The 19,923-nt window shown below is 69.4% G+C and carries 16 protein-coding genes and 1 pseudogene; 11 read left to right on the top strand and 6 right to left on the bottom strand.

Translation table 11 applies throughout. The features are described 5' to 3' along the window. Window positions 1-148 precede the first annotated feature (148 nt). Complete coding sequence (locus tag ACTWQN_RS30260; RefSeq protein WP_443207019.1) at window positions 149-868, bottom strand: GntR family transcriptional regulator; 720 nt, start codon at window positions 866-868, stop codon at window positions 149-151. A gap of 107 nt (window positions 869-975) precedes the next feature. Here ACTWQN_RS30260 and ACTWQN_RS30255 point away from each other — a divergent pair, with 107 nt between their 5' ends. Beyond that, window positions 976-1,824 carry an acyl-CoA thioesterase gene (locus ACTWQN_RS30255; RefSeq protein ID WP_443207018.1) on the top strand — a complete coding sequence of 283 codons (849 nt, stop codon included), beginning with the start codon at window positions 976-978 and terminating at the stop codon, window positions 1,822-1,824. A 173-nt stretch (window positions 1,825-1,997) separates the two neighbouring features. Continuing rightward, complete coding sequence (locus ACTWQN_RS30250; protein WP_443207017.1) at window positions 1,998-3,206, top strand: PucR family transcriptional regulator; 1,209 nt, start codon at window positions 1,998-2,000, stop codon at window positions 3,204-3,206. Window positions 3,207-3,211: 5 nt separating this feature from the next. Here the strand turns inward: ACTWQN_RS30250 and ACTWQN_RS30245 are convergent. Next, window positions 3,212-4,094: pseudogene (locus ACTWQN_RS30245) on the bottom strand (NAD(P)-dependent oxidoreductase). 629 nt (window positions 4,095-4,723) lie between these two features. On the opposite strand from ACTWQN_RS30245, the gene lpdA reads away from it, so the two are divergent. From lpdA to ACTWQN_RS30225, 4 genes are all read left to right on the top strand, one after another. Next, window positions 4,724-6,184 (top strand): dihydrolipoyl dehydrogenase, encoded by a 1,461-nt coding sequence (gene lpdA / locus ACTWQN_RS30240; RefSeq protein WP_443207016.1) that lies wholly within the window; start codon window positions 4,724-4,726, stop codon window positions 6,182-6,184. A gap of 28 nt (window positions 6,185-6,212) precedes the next feature. Further along, on the top strand, window positions 6,213-7,316 hold the full coding sequence (gene pdhA, locus ACTWQN_RS30235; protein ID WP_443207015.1) for a pyruvate dehydrogenase (acetyl-transferring) E1 component subunit alpha: 1,104 nt from the start codon (window positions 6,213-6,215) through the stop codon (window positions 7,314-7,316). Window positions 7,317-7,431: 115 nt separating this feature from the next. Beyond that, window positions 7,432-8,424, top strand: coding sequence for an alpha-ketoacid dehydrogenase subunit beta (locus ACTWQN_RS30230; protein WP_443207014.1), 993 nt, complete (start codon window positions 7,432-7,434; stop codon window positions 8,422-8,424). Window positions 8,425-8,449: 25 nt separating this feature from the next. Then, on the top strand, window positions 8,450-9,703 hold the full coding sequence (locus tag ACTWQN_RS30225; RefSeq protein WP_443207013.1) for a dihydrolipoamide acetyltransferase family protein: 1,254 nt from the start codon (window positions 8,450-8,452) through the stop codon (window positions 9,701-9,703). Between the two features lie 281 nt (window positions 9,704-9,984). On the opposite strand, the gene ACTWQN_RS30220 is transcribed toward ACTWQN_RS30225, so the two are convergent. Then, a complete protein-coding gene (locus ACTWQN_RS30220; RefSeq protein WP_443207012.1) occupies window positions 9,985-11,376 on the bottom strand; it encodes an aspartate aminotransferase family protein in 1,392 nt (463 codons plus the stop codon). Window positions 11,377-11,471: 95 nt separating this feature from the next. Then, a complete protein-coding gene (locus tag ACTWQN_RS30215) occupies window positions 11,472-12,848 on the bottom strand; it encodes an APC family permease (RefSeq protein WP_443207011.1) in 1,377 nt (458 codons plus the stop codon). A 211-nt stretch (window positions 12,849-13,059) separates the two neighbouring features. Here ACTWQN_RS30215 and ACTWQN_RS30210 point away from each other — a divergent pair, with 211 nt between their 5' ends. After that, window positions 13,060-14,478 carry a gamma-aminobutyraldehyde dehydrogenase gene (locus tag ACTWQN_RS30210; RefSeq protein WP_443207106.1) on the top strand — a complete coding sequence of 473 codons (1,419 nt, stop codon included), beginning with the start codon at window positions 13,060-13,062 and terminating at the stop codon, window positions 14,476-14,478. 148 nt (window positions 14,479-14,626) lie between these two features. On the opposite strand, the gene ACTWQN_RS30205 is transcribed toward ACTWQN_RS30210, so the two are convergent. After that, window positions 14,627-15,127 (bottom strand): Lrp/AsnC family transcriptional regulator, encoded by a 501-nt coding sequence (locus tag ACTWQN_RS30205; protein ID WP_443207010.1) that lies wholly within the window; start codon window positions 15,125-15,127, stop codon window positions 14,627-14,629. Between the two features lie 43 nt (window positions 15,128-15,170). Continuing rightward, on the bottom strand, window positions 15,171-16,193 hold the full coding sequence (locus ACTWQN_RS30200) for an iron-siderophore ABC transporter substrate-binding protein (RefSeq protein ID WP_443207009.1): 1,023 nt from the start codon (window positions 16,191-16,193) through the stop codon (window positions 15,171-15,173). A gap of 161 nt (window positions 16,194-16,354) precedes the next feature. On the opposite strand from ACTWQN_RS30200, the gene ACTWQN_RS30195 reads away from it, so the two are divergent. From ACTWQN_RS30195 to ACTWQN_RS30180, 4 genes are all read left to right on the top strand, one after another. Continuing rightward, complete coding sequence (locus tag ACTWQN_RS30195) at window positions 16,355-16,573, top strand: hypothetical protein (protein WP_443207008.1); 219 nt, start codon at window positions 16,355-16,357, stop codon at window positions 16,571-16,573. Window positions 16,574-16,653: 80 nt separating this feature from the next. Then, window positions 16,654-17,418: an EI24 domain-containing protein gene (locus ACTWQN_RS30190; RefSeq protein ID WP_443207007.1), complete on the top strand. Its 765-nt coding sequence runs from the start codon at window positions 16,654-16,656 to the stop codon at window positions 17,416-17,418. 114 nt (window positions 17,419-17,532) lie between these two features. After that, window positions 17,533-18,831 carry a M20 family metallopeptidase gene (locus tag ACTWQN_RS30185; protein WP_443207006.1) on the top strand — a complete coding sequence of 433 codons (1,299 nt, stop codon included), beginning with the start codon at window positions 17,533-17,535 and terminating at the stop codon, window positions 18,829-18,831. 162 nt (window positions 18,832-18,993) lie between these two features. Continuing rightward, a complete protein-coding gene (locus ACTWQN_RS30180; RefSeq protein WP_443207005.1) occupies window positions 18,994-19,710 on the top strand; it encodes a M50 family metallopeptidase in 717 nt (238 codons plus the stop codon). The last annotated feature ends 213 nt before the right edge of the window (window positions 19,711-19,923 follow it).

The raw sequence follows: 19,923 nt of genomic DNA, 5'->3' as shown, positions 1-19,923 counted from the left end.
CACGACCATCATTACCGTTCCGACAACCGACACGATCGTGCGGCTGTTGCAATGCATGGCAGATGCCCCCGAATTTCTGGAGTAGGGATGGCTCGCGGCGCGCCCGGTCAGGCGTCCCACCTGGATGTCGCCACTCCAGGGAACAACGTTAGCGGCGTTTGTCCTGTTCCTGATGTGACGCGGAACTCCCTGGTGAGGATGGGTTTTCGGGCACCTCGGACCACAGTCCCAATTGCTGAAGGTGATGGATCAGTAACTCTCCGGTATGGGTGACGTGCTTGTGCATCGCGGCGCGGGCGCTGACCGGGTCCCGCTGGCGCAGCGCGGTCAGCAGGGCGTGGTGGTCGGTCACCGCCATCTCGCGCCAGCCCGGTACGTCGACGGTGATGCTCTGCGGCGCGTAGCGCACCGCGATGCCGAGGAACCACGACAGCTTGGGCGATTCCGAGACCTGGCACACCGCGGCGCGGAACCGGGTCACCAAATCGCCCATGTCCAGCAGCACGAACTGACCGGCCAGTCGCATTTCCTCGTGCAGCCTGGTGAGTTCGGCCAACCGGTCGGCGTCGATCTTGCGCGCCGCGCGGGCGGCGAGCTCACCGGCGAGGGTGGCCTGCAGCCGGTGGGCGTCCTCGAAGTCGTGGCGGCTCAACGGCGCCACGGTGAACCCGCGGCGCGGTTCGAGGTCCACGAAGCCCTCGCCGCGCAGCGCCAGCAATGCCTCGCGCACCGGGGTGACGCTGACGCCGAGTTGCTCGGCGAGGCGCTCCAGGTGCAGGTGATCGCCCTGCCGCAGGCGGCCGGTCATGATCCGTTCCCGCAGCCGATCGGCCAGTTCATCGGGAAGCCGGGGGGAGCGTGCGCGCATCGCCGCGTCGATCACCTCTCGGCCACCCCGCGTTTTGGTAATCCACCGATTGTGTAACCGGTCACGTGCAACTTGATACCACCTGAGGTGAGTAGTTGGTTCTGGTCATGGACGTTCCTCGCCTGTCGGATCTGCTCGACCTCGCCGAGCCGAGTCCGAACCGGTTCCTGGGCCGCACCCAGCCGGTGCCGCGGCACCGGCTGTTCGGTGGTCTGCTGCTCGCCCAGTCGATCGCCGCCGCCGGACGCACGGTGCCCGCGGACCGGCCGGTGCACTCGATGCACGCCCTGTTCGTGCGCGCCGCCGACCCGGCCGAGGCCGTGGAGTACACAGTGGACCGAATTCGGGACGGCGGGGCCACCTCGGCGCGTCGGGTGATCGCCAGCCAGGGCGGGGTGGAGGTGTTCACCGCGCTGCTGTCCTTCCAGCGCACCCGCGACGGCCTGCGGCACCAGGCGGAGTTCCCGCCCGCCACCGCACCGGAGGACCTGCGACCGCTGCACGAGCGCTTCGCCGATTCCGACGTGCCGATCCCGGACTGGTGGCGCAAGCCCCGCGCGATCGAACTCCGCCACGTCGACGACCCGCCGTACCCGCCACCGGTGCAGCGCCGCGACGCCTCCCGCCACCTGGTGTGGATGCGGGCACCGGAGAAGCTGCCGGACGATCCGCTGCTGCACGCGTGCGCCCTGGCCTACGCCTCGGACATGACCTTGCTGGAACCGGTGTTCCTGCTGCACGGCGTCGACCGGCATGCCAAGGGCGTGCAACTGGCCAGCTTGGATCACGCGATGTGGTTCCACAGCGACCTCCGCGCCGACGAGTGGCTGCTCTACGACCAGGACTGCCCAGCGGCGGCGGGCGGCCGGGTGCTTGGACGTGGCAGCGTCTTCGATCGTTCCGGCCGCCAGGTCGCCACCGTCACCCAGGAGGCCCTCCTGCGCCTCGAACGCTGAGGCCCCCCGCAGCGGACCCGCACCGCGCCGCGAGCAACCCTCGCGTTCGCCGACCGGGTGAGGGGTGAAGGGCACCTTTCACCAACTTACTTGGCGAAAGGTGCCCTTCACCTCGCTGTCGAAAGCGAGTGCGGAGCGGACTCGGTTGCTGCTTGCAGCGGTATCGTTTCAGCGTGGTAGCTGATCCTGCCGATTCCGCGGCCGAAGTCACGCATGCGCTGGCCAGAGCCAGGCTCGACGACGTACCGGCCCTCACCGAGCGGCTGATGGCCGCCATCTTCACCGACAACCCGGAGTGGACCGACTACAGCCCGGTGCCCAAGGAAGATCTCTGGGAGGGCTGTCGGCAGTACCTCGAACGCATCCTGCAGATCCTCAGCGGCGCGGCGGCCGGAGCGGACGGCGACGACGTGGCCGCCGCCATCGGCCGCCGCCGCGCCGAGCAGGGCGTGCCGCTGGAGGTGATGCTGCGGACCTTCCGGCTGGGCGGCCGAATCGCCTGGGAGGCGCTGGTCGACCAGGCGCACCAGGACGGTGCCGATCCCGACTCGGTGCTGGGTGTCGCGACGTCGATCTGGACGGTCATCGACGGCCTGTCCTCCACGCTGTCGACGTCCTACCGCAACACCGAACTGGAGCGGCTGCGCCGCGACGACCAGCGGCGCCACGCCCTGGTGGAGGACCTGCTCGCCGGTCGCGCCCGGGACATCGCCTTCGCGCAGCGCACCGCGAAGGAGCTCGACCTGCCCACCGGCGGGTTCTACCTGGTGATCGTCGCCGAGATGACCAGCGACGGCGGGTTCGCCCTGCGCGGCCATCAGGACGCCTTGAGCGCGCTGCACTTCCGGTCCGTGTGGCAGGTGCGCGCCGATTCCCTGGTCGGCTTGGTGGCGCTGGAACAGCGGAACAAGAACCTCGCGCTCGACGCGCTGCGACCGCTGGCGCGGGGTCGGGTGGCCGTGTCACCGACGGTGCGCGGCCTGGCCGAGATCGCGCTTGCCCACCAGCTCGCGCTGACCACCCTGGGCACTTCTTCGCACGGGGCGGCGGAACTGGTGACCTTGGAGGAGCGGTACCCGGAAGCGCTGCTGGTGCAGTCCCCGGATCTGGCGCAGCGGCTGCTGGAAACCCAGCTGGGCCCGGTGCTGGAGCTGCCGGTCCGGGAACGCGACATGCTGCTGGACACGCTGACGGCCTGGCTGGAGGAGAACTGCTCCACGGCCAACGCGGCGGTCCGCCTGCACTGCCACCGCAACACGGTGCTCAACCGCCTGCACCGCATCACATCCCTGATCGGCCAACCCCTCTACGGCCGCACGGCCTACGTCTCGCTGTCCCTGGCGCTGTCCGCCCTGCGCCTGCGCGACGGCCTGCGGGACTGAGGTCGTCACGGCTTCCTGAAATGCTCGACCAGGCGCGAGTAGTCGTCGTCGGCGTGCCCCTCGGCGATGGCCTTGGTCACCAAGCCCAGCGTGTAGCCGGGGAATCCGGCATCGATACCTCGCTCGCACGAGGTCCTCGATCGAAGGCAGGTGGTGCTTGAGCGCCCCGTACTCCACCGCGTGCGCACCCCGGTCGACCTGATCGGCGATCGACGGCAAGAACGAGAGCAGTGCGGAAACGGATGCAGCGGCATGGTCCAAGAACCGCTTCACCTCGATGCCGCTGCTCGACAGCAGCGCAGCCGCGTGCAGGAACCCGTTGAGCGTCCCCCACATCGTGCCGTGCACGGCCATCCCGTACAGCGCTGGTACACCGGGATCGGTCGCGATCAGGTTTCCCCGGCCGCCCAGGAGTTGGAGCGCCGAGCGGTACCGGTCGTACACGGCTTCGGCGCCACCGAAGAAGACCACCGCCTCCGGGTGCCCGACGCCCGGGGCGATCGTCATGATCTGCCCGTGCAGGTACTCCGCGCCGTGGTTCGCGGTCCACTCCGCCATCGATCTCGCCTCCGCGGACGTGCCGTCCGTCAGGTTGACCACGGCTCGCCCGGCGAGCGCGTCACCCGCCGATGCCAGGACGTCGCGGGCAGCGGCGTTGCCCCTGACGTTGACGACCACGAGCGGACTGGCGAGCACGGCGTCCCGGACGGTCCCGGCCCGGTGCGCCCCCTCGGCGACCAGCCCGTCGGCCTTCCGCCGGGTCCGGTTCCACACCGTGGTCGGGTGCCCGCCGAGCAGGAATGCCTTCGCCAGCGCCGACCCCATCTCCCCCAATCCGATCACGGTCACAGCCGAGCGATCGGGAACGCGTCCAGTTGTTTCGGTCATCAGTCCTCCACACCTCTTGGGAGCCGCGGTGATCCGGTTCGTCCGGATCGCGGTCGTGGCAACGCTAGGAATTCCAGCTAACTCGAAGTCAAGAACCGATCAGGCAGCCGCGGCAGCGCTCGGGCGACACCGAAATAGCCCACACCCCGCTGTCAGGGACGCCGGGCTGCGGATCTTTGAAGGCTTTCGTGGTGGTCGTGGTGCTGCGACCACGACCCGCGTCGATCCAGCCCCAAGCCGTGCTGGGCGGGCCGTCGGCCAATCCGTCGCACTGTCGGGGCGCGGGTTCCTGAACGGGTGTTGACTGTGCAGTGGCGACAGTTGGGCGAATAAGGCTTTTCGGGCCGCCAGGGGTGGCGGCGGGGTGGGGTAGGCGGTTTTGCTCGGTTTTTGGGCGTGGCGTTGGTTGGCGGTGTGTGACGGCTGTCTCGGGCACGGTGGGTGATGGTCGCGTTACATGTTGTGTGCGTCACGCTTGGGAATGTGCGGTCTGCACATTTGCGCTGAATGAAGTCTGGGCGAGTGGGCATAGCGCGGGAGTGGTCGCGCTCACGAAACTCAGAGTGAGAATTGCCCGCTCGATCCGGGCTTTCGGTTACCGGCGCGTGCAGTCAAAGGAGCACAGCGAAGTGCAGGAGTTCGACGTTCTCGTGGTGGGCGGCGGTCCCGGCGGATACGTCGCCGCGATCCGCGCCGCACAGCGTGGTCTTTCGGTCGGCTTGGTGGAGAAGGAGCGGCCCGGCGGGGTCTGCCTGAACTGGGGCTGCATCCCGACCAAGGCGATGCTGCGTTCCGCTGACGTGTATGAAACCGTGCTGCACGCGGCAGACTTCGGGGTGAACGTGGAGAACGTCACCCTCGACTACGACGCGATCACCCGCCGCAAGAACAGCGTCGTCAAGGGCCTCACCGACGGCGTGGCGGGTCTGCTGAAGACCAACGGCGTCACCGTGGTGAACGGCCACGCCCGGTTCACCGGACCGACCACTGTGGACGTCTACGCCACCGGTGACTCGCCGCTGGGCGCCGACGGCCCGCGCTACGCCGCCGAACCGGCCGGTGCGCAGCCGATCGAGCAGGTCTCCGGCCGCGACGTCATCATCGCCACCGGCTCGGTCCCGGTGCAGCTGCCGCTGCCCGGTGCGGAGCTGCCCGGCGTGATCACCTCCGACGGTGCCTTCGGGCTCACCGAGGTCCCCGGGCGCATCGCGATCATCGGCGGCAGCGCGGTCGGCGCGGAGTGGGCGACCCTGTTCGCCACCCTCGGCAGCGAGGTCAGCATCATCGAGATGCAGCAGACCCTGGTGCCCGCCGAGGACGTCGAGGTCGGCAAGGCGCTGGGACGTTCGTTCACCAAGCGCGGCATCAAGGTGCTCACCGCCGCGACCGTGTCCCGGATCGACCAGGCGGCCGACGGCCTGCAGGTCAGCGTGGACGGCGCCAAGCCGCAGCAGATCGACACAGACGTGGTGCTCGTCGGCGTCGGCCGCAAGCCCAACACCGCCAACCTCGACCTGGACAAGGCCGGGGTGGCCACCAACGAGCGCGGCTTCATCGGCGTGGACGACAAGCTGCGCACCAACGTCGAGCACGTCTACGCGATCGGCGACGTCACCGGCAAGGCGCTGCTCGCGCACGTCGCATCGCACCAGGGCGTGGTCGCCGCCGAGACGATCGCCGGGCACCACGCCGCGATCGACTACAACGTGATCCCGGCCGCCACCTTCACGCACCCGGAGATCGCCAGCGTCGGACTCACCGAGGCCAAGGCGGTCGACGCGGGCCACGAGGTGGTGACCGCGAAGTTCCCGTTCGCCGCGCTCGGCCGGGCGCAGAGCTACGGCGACACCGAGGGCTTCTTGAAGATCGTCGCGGGCAAGAAGTACGGCGAGGTGCTCGGCGTGCACATCATCGGCCCGTCCGCCAGCGATCTGATCACCGAGGGCGCGCTGGCCATGGCGCTGGAAGCCACCCTCGACGAGCTCGCCGAGACCATCCACGCGCACCCGACCCTGGGTGAGGTCGGCATGGAAGCGGCGATGGCCGCACTGGGTCTGCCGATCCACATCGCACCGCCGAAGAAGCGCTAAGCCGAGCTTTTCCGAAAGGGGATCTGTGATGGCACAGACTGCTACCCGCAGCAAACCGGCCAGCCGCGGCGGAACCAAGTCGCGACGGAGTGGTTCGGTACGCGGCTCCGGCGGCGTACGGTTCGCCGGTGAGTCGCCGGAGCTCCTGCAGGACTACTTCCACGAGATGACCCTGATCCGCCGCTTCGAGGAGCGCGCGGCGCAGGGCTACACGCAGGCCAAGATCGGCGGCTACTGCCACCTCAACCTCGGTGAGGAAGCCACCGTCGTCGGTCTGATGCGGTCGCTGCGCACCAGCGACCTGCTGTACACCAACTACCGCGAGCACGGCTACGCGATCGCCAAGGGCATCGAGCCCGGCCGCGTGATGGCCGAGCTCTACGGCCGCACCACCGGCACCTCCAAGGGCTGGGGCGGCTCGATGCACATGTTCGACGTGACGGCCGGGCTGCTCGGCGGCTACGGCATCGTCGGCGGCCAGGTCCCGCTGGCCACCGGTGCCGCGCTGGCCATCGATTACCGCGGCGGCGACCAGGTGGTGATGTGCCAGATGGGCGATGGCACCACCAACATCGGCGCGTTCCACGAGGCGCTGAACATCGCCGCGCTGTGGAACCTGCCGGTGGTGTTCGTGGTGGTCAACAACCAGCTCGGGATGGGCACCACGGTCGACAAGTCCTCCGCCGAGTCGGAGCTGTACAAGCGCGCGGCGGCCTACCGGATGCACGGCGAGCGGGTGGACGGCAACGACGTGCTGGCCGTCCGCGACGCGGCGACCCGACTGGTCGCGCAGGCCCGCTCCGGCGGTGGCCCGGCGCTGCTGGAGGCGGTCAGCGAGCGGCTGAAGGGCCACTCGGTGGTCGACCCGGCGAAGTACCGCAGCGAGGAGTCGGTGGAGAAGGCCAAGCAGGCCGACCCGGTGGCGAACTTCCGGGCCGAGCTGATCGAGGCGGGCATCCTCGACGAGGACACCGCGACCGAGATCGAGCACAAGGCGCAGGCCGAGGCCGACGCGGCCGTGGCGTTCGCCGACGACAGCCCGCACCCCGACCCCGCGACGCTGTTCGACTACACCTACGCCACCCCGGTTGCCAACGACTCGCGGCGGCTGCCCGCCGACCCGGTCTTCTGAGGCACCCGCTGCGATTTCCGCGACACCCCGCCACCTGAACCGCGCGTCCGCCGGGCCGCCATCGCACCCGGCCGGGCGCCCGGTCACCAATGCCTTTTGTGCAGGAGAAACACTCTTGGCCGTCATCACCTATCGCCAGGCGTTGCACGACACGCTTCGCGAGGAAATGCTGCGCGATGAGGACGTCTTCCTCATCGGCGAGGAGATCGGAGTCTTCGAAGGCTCCTACAAGATCACCGCTGGCTTGCTGAAGGAGTTCGGCGAGAAGCGGGTGCGCGACACCCCGATCGCCGAAGAGGGCTTCGTCGGCGCCGCGGTCGGTGCGGCCATGCTGGGGCTGCGGCCGGTCGTGGAACTCATGACGATCAACTTCTCGCTGATCGCGCTGGACCAGATCGTCAACCACGCGGCCAAGATCTACGGCATGTTCGGCGGCCAGACCAGCGTGCCGATGGTCATGCGCACCCCGGGCGGCGGCGGGCAGCAGCTCGGGGCCACCCACTCCCAGAACATCGAGCTGTACTACGCGTTCGTGCCGGGGCTGAAGGTCGTCGCGCCGAGCACCCCGGCCGAGGCCAAGGCCCTGCTGCTGGCGTCCATCCGGGACAACGACCCGGTGCTGTTCCTGGAGAACCTCGCGCTGTACAACACCAAGGGCGAGGTACCCGACGTCGTCGAACCGGCCGAGATCGGCAAGGCGAAGGTGACCAGGCCGGGCACCGACATCACCATCATCGGCTACTCGCGGATGGCGGTGGTCGCCCAGCAGGTCGCCGAGCAGCTGGCCGACGAGGGCATCAACGCCGAGGTCATCGACCTGCGCAGCTTGCGGCCGCTGGACCGGCAGACCATTGTGGACTCCGTGCGCAAGACCGGTTGCGCCGTGGTCGCCGAGGACGACTGGCTGACCTACGGGATCGGCGCCGAGATCGCCGCGTCGATCTCCGACGGCGCGTTCGACTACCTGGACGCCCCGGTGCGCCGGGTCGCCGCCGCCGAGGTGCCACTGCCCTACGCGAAACCGCTGGAGCGCGCCGCGCTGCCCTCCGCCGAATCCCTGACCACTGCCGTTCAACAAACGTTGGAAGCGGTCGGCCGCCGCCGCTGAGGCCTGCGCTCACCCTAGGAAGACGATGACTGAGATTCAGATGCCGAGGCTCTCCGACACCATGGAGGAGGGCGTCATCTCGACGTGGCAGAAGAAGGTCGGCGACCAGGTCAGCCGCGGTGATGTGCTGGCCGAGATCGAGACCGACAAGGCCCTCATGGAGTTGGAGGCCTACGACGACGGGGTGCTGGAGAAGATCCTCGTCGAGGAGGGTGCGACGGTGGCGATCGGCACGCCGATCGCGATCCTCGGCGACGGTTCCGGCGCTGCGGCGCAGTCCGCCCCAGCACCGGCCGCGCCTGCTCCGGCTCCCGCACCGGCTCCCGCTGCTGCACCTGCTCCTGCACCTGCTGCTGCTCCGGCTCCTGTCGCGACTGCCGAGCCGGGTGCGAAGCCGAAGGCGTCGCCGCTGGCGAAGGCGGTTGCCAAGGAGAAGGGCGTGGACCTGGCGACGGTGCGGGGCACCGGGCCCGGCGGCCGGATCATCCGCGCCGACATCGAGGCCGCCGCCGCGGCCACCCCGAGCGCTCCGGCCACGCAGCCCGCGGCCCCGGCTCCCGCTGCGGCCCCGGCGGTGGTGGCCGACGCGGATGTCGAGGAGATCCCGCTCAGCAACATCCGCAAGGTGACCGCGAAGCGCCTGACGGAGAGCAAGCAGCAGGCCCCGCACTTCTACCTGACCAGCGCCATCGACGTCACGGACCTGATGGCGTTCCGGGCGAACCTCAACGAGCGCCTGCAGGCCGCGGGCGGTCCCAAGGTCAGCATCAACGACTTGGTCGTGAAGGCGGTGGCCACGGCGCTGCGGGCGAACCCGAGCGTCAACGTCTCCTTCGGCGGGGACAAGCTGTTGCAGCACAAGCGCATCAACCTCGGCGTGGCGGTGGCGATCGACAACGGCCTGGTGGTCCCGGTGATCAAGGACGCCGACCGCAAGAGCGTCTCGGAGATCGCCGTCGAGAGCCGGGAGAAGGCCGGGCGGGCCCGCGAGGGCAAGCTCAAGCTGGACGAGATGTCCGGCGGCACCTTCTCGATCTCGAACCTCGGCATGTTCGGCATCGAGCAGTTCAGCGCGGTGATCAACCCGCCGGAGGCGGCGATCCTGGCCGTCGGTGCGGCCCGCGACGAGGTGCAGGTGCGCGACGGCGAGTTCGTGGCCCGCAAGATCCTGCGGGTGACGCTGTCGGCGGATCACCGGGCAGTGGACGGCGCGGTCGGCGCGGCGTTCCTGCAGCAGCTGACCGGATTCTTGGAGGATCCGATCCGCATCATCGCCTGATGCACAGCGGCTTGGCCCCTTCCGCGACGACCTCGACTCTCGCGGGAGGGGCCTTTTTCACGCCGGGGCGTGTGCGGCTGCGAAGAGATCGCGGAAGTGGGAGCGAATCCGGCTCGCTCAACGTCCTACCTGTGAGGTGGGAGTTTTCGAGCCACCACCGGACTTCGGCGCTGTGGCTGGCCTGCTGGGGGTGGCCAGCCACAGCGCCGAGGGCGCAGCCACCGCGCGGGAGTTGGCGATTTCGCCGCGAAATCGCCGCGTCGCCGCCTCAAGGCCAGACTTTAGAGCTTCGTCCAGGCTTCGGTCAGGACTGCGCGGAGGATCTGCTCGACCTCGTCGAAGTGCTCTTGGGTGCAGATCAGCGGCGGGGCCAGTTGGATCACCGGTTCGGCGCGGTCGTCGGCCCGGCAGTACAGCCCGGCCTCGAACAGGGCGGGCGAGACGTACCCGCGCAGCACCCGTTCCGCGTCGGCCGCGGTGAAGGTCTGCTTGGTCGCCTTGTCCTTGACCAGTTCGATCCCGTAGAAGTACCCGGCCCCCCGGACGTCCCCGACGATCGGCAGGTCGAGCAGTTTCTCCAGCGTGGCCCGGAAGTTCGCCTCGTTGGCGCGGACCTGGCCGTAGAGGTCCTCGGACTCGACCAGATCCAGGTTGGCCATCGCGACCGCGCAGGCCACCGGATGCCCGCCGTAGGTCGAGCCGTGCGTGAAGCTGCTGCCGTCGACCAGGAACGGCTGCATCAACCGCTCGTCGGCGATCATCGCGCCCAACGGGGCATAACCCGAGGTCAGTCCCTTCGCGACGGTGATGATGTCGGGCTGGTAGCCGTACCGGTTGGCGCCGAAGTCGTGGCCGAGCCGACCGAAGGCGCAGATCACCTCATCGGAGACCAGCAGCACGTCGTGCGCGGTGCAGATCTCCCGGACCCGCTGCCAGTAGCCGGGCGGTGGTGGGAAGCATCCGCCGGTGTTCTGCAACGGCTCCAGGAACACCGCGGCCACGGTGTCCGGGCCCTCCCGTTCGATCGCGCGGGCGATCTCGTCGGCCGCCCAGGCGCCGAACGCCTCGTAGTCGTCGGCGAAGACCGGCGCTCGGTAGAAGTTGGTGTTGGGCACCTTGATCGCGCTGGGCACCAGCGGTTCGAAGTCCTGCTTGGCGCCCGGGATCCCGGTGATGGACAGCGCTCCCTGGGAGGTGCCGTGGTAGGCCAGCGAGCGGCTGATCACCTTGTGCTTGTTGGGTTTTCCGGTCTTCTTGAAGTACTGCTTGGCGAGTTTCCAGGCGGTTTCGACGGCTTCGCCGCCGCCGCCGGTGAAGAACACCCGGTTGAGGTCGCCGGGGGCTTGGGCGGCGATCCGCTCGGCGAGTTCGACGGCGCTGGGGTGGGCGTGCGACCACAGCGGGAAGTAGCCGAGCTGCTTGGTCTGGCGCGCCGCCGCGGCGGCGAGTTCGTCGCGGCCGTGTCCGACCTGGACGGCGAACAGCCCGGCCAGGCCGTCGAAGTAGCGCTTGCCGTGCTCGTCGTAGACGTACGGGCCGTCGCCGCGCACGATCACCGGGATCTCGCTGTCGGCGTAGCCGCCGTGCTCGGCGAAGTGCAGCCAGAGGTGGTCGCGGGCCCGGTCGCCGAGCGTGCGGGCGTGGCTTGCGGCGGGCTTGTCCGTCGCGGTCATGATCAACCTCGCGTCAATCGGTTGTGTGCCGAATCCATTGTAAATTAGATCTACTACAACGGAAACAGTTGAAAATGTCCAGTGAGACGATTGATCTAGTTGTCTGTCATGACCCAGTGCGTGTCCCGGCGCCTGCGCAGGTGCACCGCGTAGTACGCCGCGGCGAGCACCGCCACCGCCGCGGTGAGCAGGAGGTCCGCCAGGCTCTGGTTCGCCAGCGCCAGGACGATCGCCGCCGCGGTCACCAGCGCGGGCACCGGCCACAGCGGCATCCGCCAGGCCGTCGGCCCGGTCGATCGGCGGACGCGCAGCGCGGCGATCGCGATCAGCAGGTACAGCACCGCGACGACCACGCCGGTCAGGCCGATCAGCGACTCGATGTCGACCAGTCCGGCCAGCGCGGCACCGGGAACACCCACCACCAGCGTCGACACCCACGGCGACTTCCAGCGCGGGTGCAGCCGGGCCAGCGCCCGGTTCACCGGGGCGGGCCAGGCCTGGTCGCGGGCCGACGCGTAGATCACCCGGGCGTTCTGCAGGACCATGACGATCACCGCGTTGAGGATCGCGGCGGCGACCGCCAGGCTGACGAACGTCGACAGCGCCGGTCCGCCCCAGGATTCGACGATCGCCGGGAAATCGGCGGCGGCCAGGTCGGCGCTGCTCGGCGCGCCGAGCACGATCGCCACCGTCGGCAGCACGATGATCACCACCGCTGCCAGCAGCGACCACAACACCGTGCGGGCGACGTTGCGCCGAGGATCGCGCAACTCCTCCGAGAGGTACACCGCGCTGCCGAAGCCCTGGAAGGTGAAGATCCCGACGGCCAGTCCGGTCAGCAGCACGGCCAGCGTGAACGGCGCGGAACCCCCGGCGCCGTCCGGGATCGTCGGCACGACCAGGGTGCTCAGCGGGCGGTTGACGTGGGCGAAACCGAACACCGCCACCAGTGCGGCGGCCAGGATCTCGATGCCGAGGAAGATGCCGGTCACCAGCGCGTTGGAGCGCACGTCCAGCACCGCCGTGACGGTGGCCAGCAGCATCACGACGGCGCCGGTGGCCGGGGTGTTGAGCTCCACCAGTGAACTCAGGTAGTCGGCGGTGCCCAGCGCGATGACCGGCGGTACCACCACGATCATCGCCAGGCTCATCACGAAGGTGACCCAACCGGCGCCGCGGCCGAGCACGCGGGCGACGATCGAGTACTCACCCCCGGCGTGCGGGAATCGGGTGCCGAGTTCGCTGTAGCAGAAGGCGACGCCGAGCGACACCAGGGCGGCCAGCGTGAGGGTCAGCACCACGCCGGTGCCCTGGGTCTGCACCAGCGGCGGCACCACGATGAACAGCGAGGATGCCGGGGTCACGCACGAGAGGGTCAGCAGCACGCCGCCGAAGATCGTCAGCACTCGGGGCAGGCGCTCGGGTTCGGTTCTGGCGGCAGGAGGCGACGCGGCCTCGTTTGTCCGGGACATGAGGGGCCTCGTTGGGGGAGAGGGATTCGGTGTGGCACGCCGTGGCGCGTGGCGTCCCATTGAAAGCAGCGCACCGCGGTCCGTCAAGACATCTCGGCGACGAAAAGTGCATTTAACAAGCTCGCTTGCAATTGAAAGCGTTGACCGTCAGCATGTTTGCAACGAAATCTGTTGTCGCGATCAGTGGAAGAGGTGTCGCGTGACCGGGCGAGTGTTCGACAACTTCATCGACGGACGCCGGGTACCGGCTGTCGACGGCCGGACGCTGGAGGTCGTCGATCCGACGACCGGTGCGGTCTACGCCGCCCAGGCGCTGTCCGGCAAGTCCGATGTGGACAATGCGATGTCGGCTGCGGGCAAGGCCTTCCGGGACTGGCGGCGGAGCACCCCGGCGCAGCGGCAGACCGCGCTGCTGCGCATCGCCGATGCCGTCGAGGCGCGTGCCGACGAGGTGGTGCGCGTGGAGTGCGAGAACACCGGCAAGCCGATCGCGCTGACGCACGCCGAAGAGATGACGATGGTGCTGGACCACCTGCGGTTCTTCGCCGGTGCGGCCCGCGTGCTGGAGGGTCGCGCCGCCGCCGAGTACCTGGCCGGGCACACCTCGTTCATCCGCCGCGAGCCGCTCGGCGTCTGCGCCCAGGTGACGCCGTGGAACTACCCGCTGCTGATGGCGATCTGGAAGATCGCGCCCGCGCTCGCGGCGGGCAACGCCGTGGTGCTCAAACCCTCCGAGACCACGCCCGCGAGCACCCTGCTGCTGGCCGAGATCGCCGCCGAGCACCTGCCCGCCGGGGTGTTCAACGTGGTGACCGGCGATCGGGACACCGGTCGCCTGCTCGTCGAGCACCCGGTTCCGCGGATGGCTTCGATCACCGGGTCGGTGCGCGCCGGTGTCGAGGTCGCCGGATCGGCCGCGCGCGACCTCAAGCGGGTGCACCTGGAACTCGGCGGCAAGGCCCCGGTCGTGGTCTTCGCCGACGCCGACCCGGCGTCGGCGGCCGAGGGCATCGCCACCGCGGGCTTCTTCAACGCCGGGCAGGACTGCACGGCGGCCACCCGCGTGCTGGTGCAGGAGGGGCTGCACGACGAGTTCGTGGCGGCGCTGACCGAACAGGCGCGCGGCACCCGGACCGGCCCGCCCAGCGACCCCGACGTCCTCTACGGGCCGCTGAACAGCGCCGCACAACTGGCCAAGGTGGCCGGTTTCATCGACCGGCTGCCCGATCACGCAACTGTCCACTGTGGTGGATCGCGGGTCGGGGAGGTTGGCTACTTCTACGCCCCCACGGTCGTTTCCGGGCTGCGGCAGGACGATGAGATCGTGCAGCAGGAGGTGTTCGGGCCGGTGATCACGGTGCAGCGCTTCACCGACGAGGACGACGCCTACGCCAAGGCCAACGACGTCAGCTACGGCCTGGCCTCATCGGTGTGGACCGCGGACCACGGCCGGGCCATGCGCGCGAGCACCGAACTGGACTTCGGCACGGTCTGGATCAACACCCACATCCCACTGGTCGCGGAAATGCCGCACGGCGGCTTCAAGCACTCCGGCTACGGCAAGGACCTGTCCATGTACGGCCTGGAGGACTACACCCGAATCAAACACGTCATGACCACCCTCAGCTGAGAACTGAGCGGATCCGATGCAGGTGAGGGGCACCCGTGACCCAGTTACTTGGTCACGGGTGCCCCTCACTCATGTCCACTCCTCCCAACACACCGGCGCGTGTCGGGCCACCCGCACCGCTGCGCAACAGGAGCCTCGGAACGGTCCGCTAGCGGGTGCCCCAGGCGTAGGTTTGCTTGCGGAGTTTGAGGTAGACGAAGGTTTCGGTGGCGGTGACCGCGTCGAGGCTGCGGATGCGCTGGTTGATGACCTCCAGCAGTTGTTCGTCGTCGCGGCACACCACCTCGACGATCAGGTCGAACGAGCCCGCGGTGATCACCACGTACTCGATCTCGGAGAGCTCCGCGAGCTGGTCGGCGACCCGCTGCACATCGCCCGCGACCTTGATGCCGATCATCGCCTGGCGCAGGAAGCCGAGCTGCAGCGGATCGGTTACCGCGACGATCTGCACCATCCCGGAATCCAACAGCCGCTGCACGCGCTGCCGCACCGCGGCCTCGGACAGCCCGACGGCCTTGCCGATCGCGGCGTAGGAGCGCCGCCCGTCCTGCTGCAACTGCTCGATGATCCGCTTGGACAGTTCGTCCACGGCCGCGGGCGGTTTCGCCGCACCGATCGGGGTGTCCTGCTCATGGGGCTTGCGCGTCACAGCGACGTATCGTTGCCGCTGGACGTCGCGGTTGCAAGCTGGCTCAGGTCAACGCATCGGCCAGCTTCGGGGTCAGCCGGTCCAGGGCGAACGGGATGCTGGAGACGGTGGCCGAGCCCAACGCCATGGTCAGGTCGTAGTCGTCGAGCAGCACCAGCGAACCGCGTTTGGCCGCCGGGAGGTTGTTCAGCAGCGGATCGCCGCGGACCGCGTCCACATCGGTGGGTTTCGCGGTGGTGACGATCACCACGTCGGCATCCAGCAGCGCCACCTGCTCCTTGCTGACCTTGACGTTGAACTTCCCGCCGCTGTCCAGGTTTTCGATGGCGGGTGACAGCCGCAGCCCGAGTTGCTCCAGCAGCGCGGTCCGGGCGTCCTGCTTGGTGTAGGCGGCGTAGGTGCCCGCCGAGTCGGTGCGGACCGTGACGTGCGTCTTGCCCTCGAAGGCCGGGTTGGCCTGGCGGGTCTGGTCGATGCGCGCCTGGGTGTCCGCGAGCAGCTTCGCGACCTCGGCCTGCTTGCCCAGCGCCTGACCGATGGTCTCGGCCTGCACCCGCCAGTTGACTCCGTAGTCGATGGAGTTCGGCGGCTGGGCCACCACCGGGTTGAAGCCGCTGAGCCGGTTGTACTGGTCCACGGTCAGCGCGCTCTGCAACGCGATCATGACGTCCGGGGCCAGCGCGATGACGCCCTCCACGTCGACTTCGCTGCCGAACACCTCGGGCCGCTGACCGCCCAACATCGGCTCGACCCACGGTCCGACGCCGCTGTCCCACGGACCCCACTGGGTCAGCCCGACCGGGATCACGCCCAGTGGCAGCAGCACGTCGTGGTCGGTGATGCCGAGGGTGACGACGCGCTGCGGCGCTGCCTTGAGCTCCGCGGTGCCATACCGGTTCGGGATGCTCGCCGGGAACCCCGGGCCGCCCTGGACGGTGCCGGTCGCGCCCGATCCGCCACCGGTCCCGCAGGCCGCCAGCCCGGCGGCGAGCACACCGGTCGCACCGATCAGGAAGCCCCGACGGCCTAACCTGCTGCGGGCGGCAGCTGCTGGGGGAGAAGTCATCACCGCGTCCTTAGTCATCCGGTTCGTATGCGCAAGCAAGGCTAACCTAACTACATCGGCCCGCCTGGTGAATCGGATCACTCGGACTGATCTCCGAGGTATGGTGAACCGGAGCGATCGCACACCTACCATGCGCTGCGCGTGCGGGAGTTGGAGTCGCGATGAGTGACGATGATGTGTTCGGCCGTCGTTGGGTGCTCGCCGAAGACGAGCTGTTGCGGATGCTCTGGCGCTGCAACGCAGGGGAGAGCCCGGACGTGCTGTTGTTGGAATTGCACGCCAATCGCTGCGCGGACCGGCGGGGTCCCAGCCCGTTCGGCGGGCGGCTGCCCCGGTCGACGCGGCACCCACGCCGCAACCGGCATCGCGTCGTGCGCTGATCCCCCGGTTCCCCGCAAAACGGACTCGGCGACCGATACGGTGGGCGCGTTGATCACCACCGCACGGGAGACCAACCCTGATGAGTTCGTTCCTCTCCGGAATCCGCACCCTCGGCACCGGTTTCGGCATCATGCTGCGCAACCCGAAGCTGCTGCTGCTCGGCGCCCTGCCCGCGCTGATCAGCGTCGTGCTGCTGATGGGCGGTCTCGGCACGTTGATCTACTTCAGCGGTGACCTGGTCACCTGGCTGACGCCGTTCGCCGACGGCTGGGGCGACTTCGGCCGCCAGGCGCTGCGCATCCTGCTGGGTGTGGCGCTGGTCGGCGCGGCCGCGCTGCTTTGCTCGGTGTCGTTCATCGCCATCACGCTGCTCATCGGCGGCCCGTTCTACGAGCACATCGCCGAAAAAGCCGAGCAGCAGCTGGGGTTGGACGCCTCCGACGACGGCGCCGGGTTGCTGCGGCAGGTCGGCCGCGGCGTGCGGGATTCGCTGAAGCTGGTGGGCATCGTGCTGATCGGCGCGATCGTGCTGTTCGGCATCGGGCTCATCCCGGTGGTCGGGCAGATCGCGGCGCTGGTGCTGGGCGCGTTGTTCGGGGCGTGGGTGATCAGCCTGGAGATGGTCGGTCTGGTGTTCCAGCGGCGCGGCCTGAAGCTCGGCGACCGGCACCGGACGCTGCGGCGGCACCGGGCGGCGGTCCTCGGTTTCGGGCTGCCGACCTACCTGCTGTGCCTGATCCCGATCGCGCAGCTGGTGGTGATCCCGTCGGCGGTGGTCGGCGGCACGCTGCTGGCACACCGCGTCCTGGGGCCGGTTCCCCGCCAGCCCGGTGTTACGTCCTGAAGATCGTCGGCGTAACGCTCTCGTGTCCGTCCGCGAAGCGGCGCGGCGGACGGCCCCCGAAGTCGCACCTCAGAAGCAAAACGAGGTTGAACAACAGGCTCTAGAGTTCGGGGTGTGACGCAGCACGTTGAACCAGTACAGCCGGACGCCTCCTACCTGCGCGCCGTGTCCGCGGCGACCGAGCGGGCGGTGGCCGCCGCCGAACCGATCCGCTCCGATTTCGCGGGCGCCGACGAGGCGTTGCGCGCCGAGGTCGAGCGGTGGGTGGACGGGCACGCCGAGGACCTCCTCGCGCTGAGCCGGGATCTGCACGCGCATCCCGAGGAGGCGTTCGCCGAGCACCGATCCGCCGCGCGGGCGGCCGAGGTGCTGCGCGGCCACGGATATGACGTCGAGGTCGGTGTCGGCGGGCTGGACACGGCGTTGCGCGCCGGATTCGGCGGCGGTGGTCCGCACGTCGCGGTGCTGGCGGAGTACGACGCGCTGCCGGGCATCGGGCACGGCTGCGGGCACAACATCATCTGTTCGGCGGCGGTCGGTGGGTTCCTCGCCGCGGCCACCGCGGTGACCGCGACCGGCGGGCGGGTGAGCCTGGTGGGCACCCCGGCCGAAGAGGGCGGCGGCGGCAAGGTGCACCTCGCCAGGGCAGGGCTGTTCGACGACGTGGACGCGGTCGTGATGCTGCACCCGTTCTCCCACGACATCGCCACCCACCCGTTCCTGGGGCGGCGGCAGGTCGAGGTGGTCTTCCACGGCGTGGCCGCGCACGCCGCCGCGCAGCCGTTCATGGGCCGCAACGCGCTCGACGCGGTCGTGGCGACCTACCAGGGCGTGGCGGCGATGCGGCAGCACATGCCGTCGACGGACCGGGTGCACGGGATCATCACCGACGGCGGCAAGCGGCCCAACGTCGTGCCGGATCGCGCCGCGGCGCTGTTCTACGTCCGCGCCGCCGATCCGGGCTCGTTGCAGGACCTGTCGAACCGGATCGAGGCGATCGCGCACGGTGCGGCGTCGATGACCGGCTGCGGGGTGGAGCTGACCTGGGACCAGAACCCCGCTTACCTGCCGATCCGGCACAACGACGTGCTGGCGGCCCGCTGGGCGCGGCACCAGGCCCGGCGCGGCCGGACGGCCCTGCCGCGCGGCGTGGTGCCGGAGTACCTGACCGGCTCGACGGACCTCGGCAACCTCAGCTACCAGCTCCCGGCGATCCACCCGATGATCGGCCTCGGCGACCCGAACCTGTCGCTGCACACCGAGGAATTCGCCGCCGCGGCAGGTTCTCCGGCCGGGGACCGGGCCGTCCTGGACGGCGCGGTCGGACTCGCGCTGACCACAGTGGACTACCTCGCGGACGCCGACATCCGGGCGGCCGCGCGGACCGAGTTCGAGGCCGCTGGCGCCTCGTGAGCTAGGCGGTCCGTCTTCGCACCCACGAGTGGTCCCGCACGGGGTAGGCGCGGCCGCGTCAACCGATCACGCACCGCCGACCCCTGCGGACGACGGTGCCGCGCAAACCGACCCGCGTGCTCCCTGGGCTAGGCTGGGCCGCGCTCTGTCGCCGAGCTTCGGATGTCTACTGTGGACGATTTAGTGCGGGAGTGGACCGCGCAGCTGCTCGATTCGGGCAACCTCGCCGCGCTGATCGCGGGCCTGCTCTCGTTGGTGCTGGTGCTCAGCCGCAACACCTGGCTGCTGCTGCGCAACGTGGTGACGATCGCGCACGAGGGCGGGCACGCGGTGGTCGCGTTGCTCAGCGGCCGAAAGCTCAACGGCATCCGCCTGCACTCCGACACCTCCGGGCTGACCGTGTCGACCGGCAAGCCGACCGGGCCGGGCATGGTGTTCACCCTGGTGGCCGGGTATCCGGCGGTGTCGCTGCTCGGGCTCGGCGGGGCGTGGCTGGTCACCGCCGACCAGGCCCGCGTGATGCTGTGGGCGTGCATCGCGCTGCTGGTCGCCATGCTGCTGGCCATCCGCAACGCCTACGGCGTGCTGTCGCTCTTGGCGACCGGCGGCGTGATCTTCGCGGTGTCCTGGTTCGCGACTCCGGCCTGGCAGGCGTTGTGCTGCGCGCTGTTCAGCTGGTTCCTGCTCTTCGGCGGCCTGCGGCCGATCGCCGAGCTGGGCCGCAAGCGGGCCAGGGGCGGCGCGGCGAACTCCGACGCCGACCAGCTCGCCCGGCTGACCGGGCTGCCAGCCGTGGCTTGGCTGGCGTGCTGGTTCCTCATCGGGCTGGCCGCACTCGTGGTCGGGGCCCGCTGGCTGCTGCTGATGCCGCAGATGTGACCGCCGCCTCGAAAACATGATCTTGGAGCTCGCGCGGATTGGGCGTAGCCGGACATACATGAGTCGGGGATCGGCGGAGACGAGAAGGCCTCTGAGTGCCTGTTTTTGAAGTGGTCGTGTCGGGCCGTCTGCCTCGGGTGAGGTGGGCGATTTCGCGCGAAATCGCTGTCTCCCACGCGGGGCGGGTGGCGATTTAGCGCGAAATCGCCACCT

The organism is Saccharopolyspora antiqui, assembly GCF_052246905.1.
Lineage (GTDB): Bacteria > Actinomycetota > Actinomycetes > Mycobacteriales > Pseudonocardiaceae > Saccharopolyspora.
The sequence above is the reverse complement of the archived record's forward strand: the minus strand, read 5'-3'. Positions and strand labels throughout refer to the sequence as shown.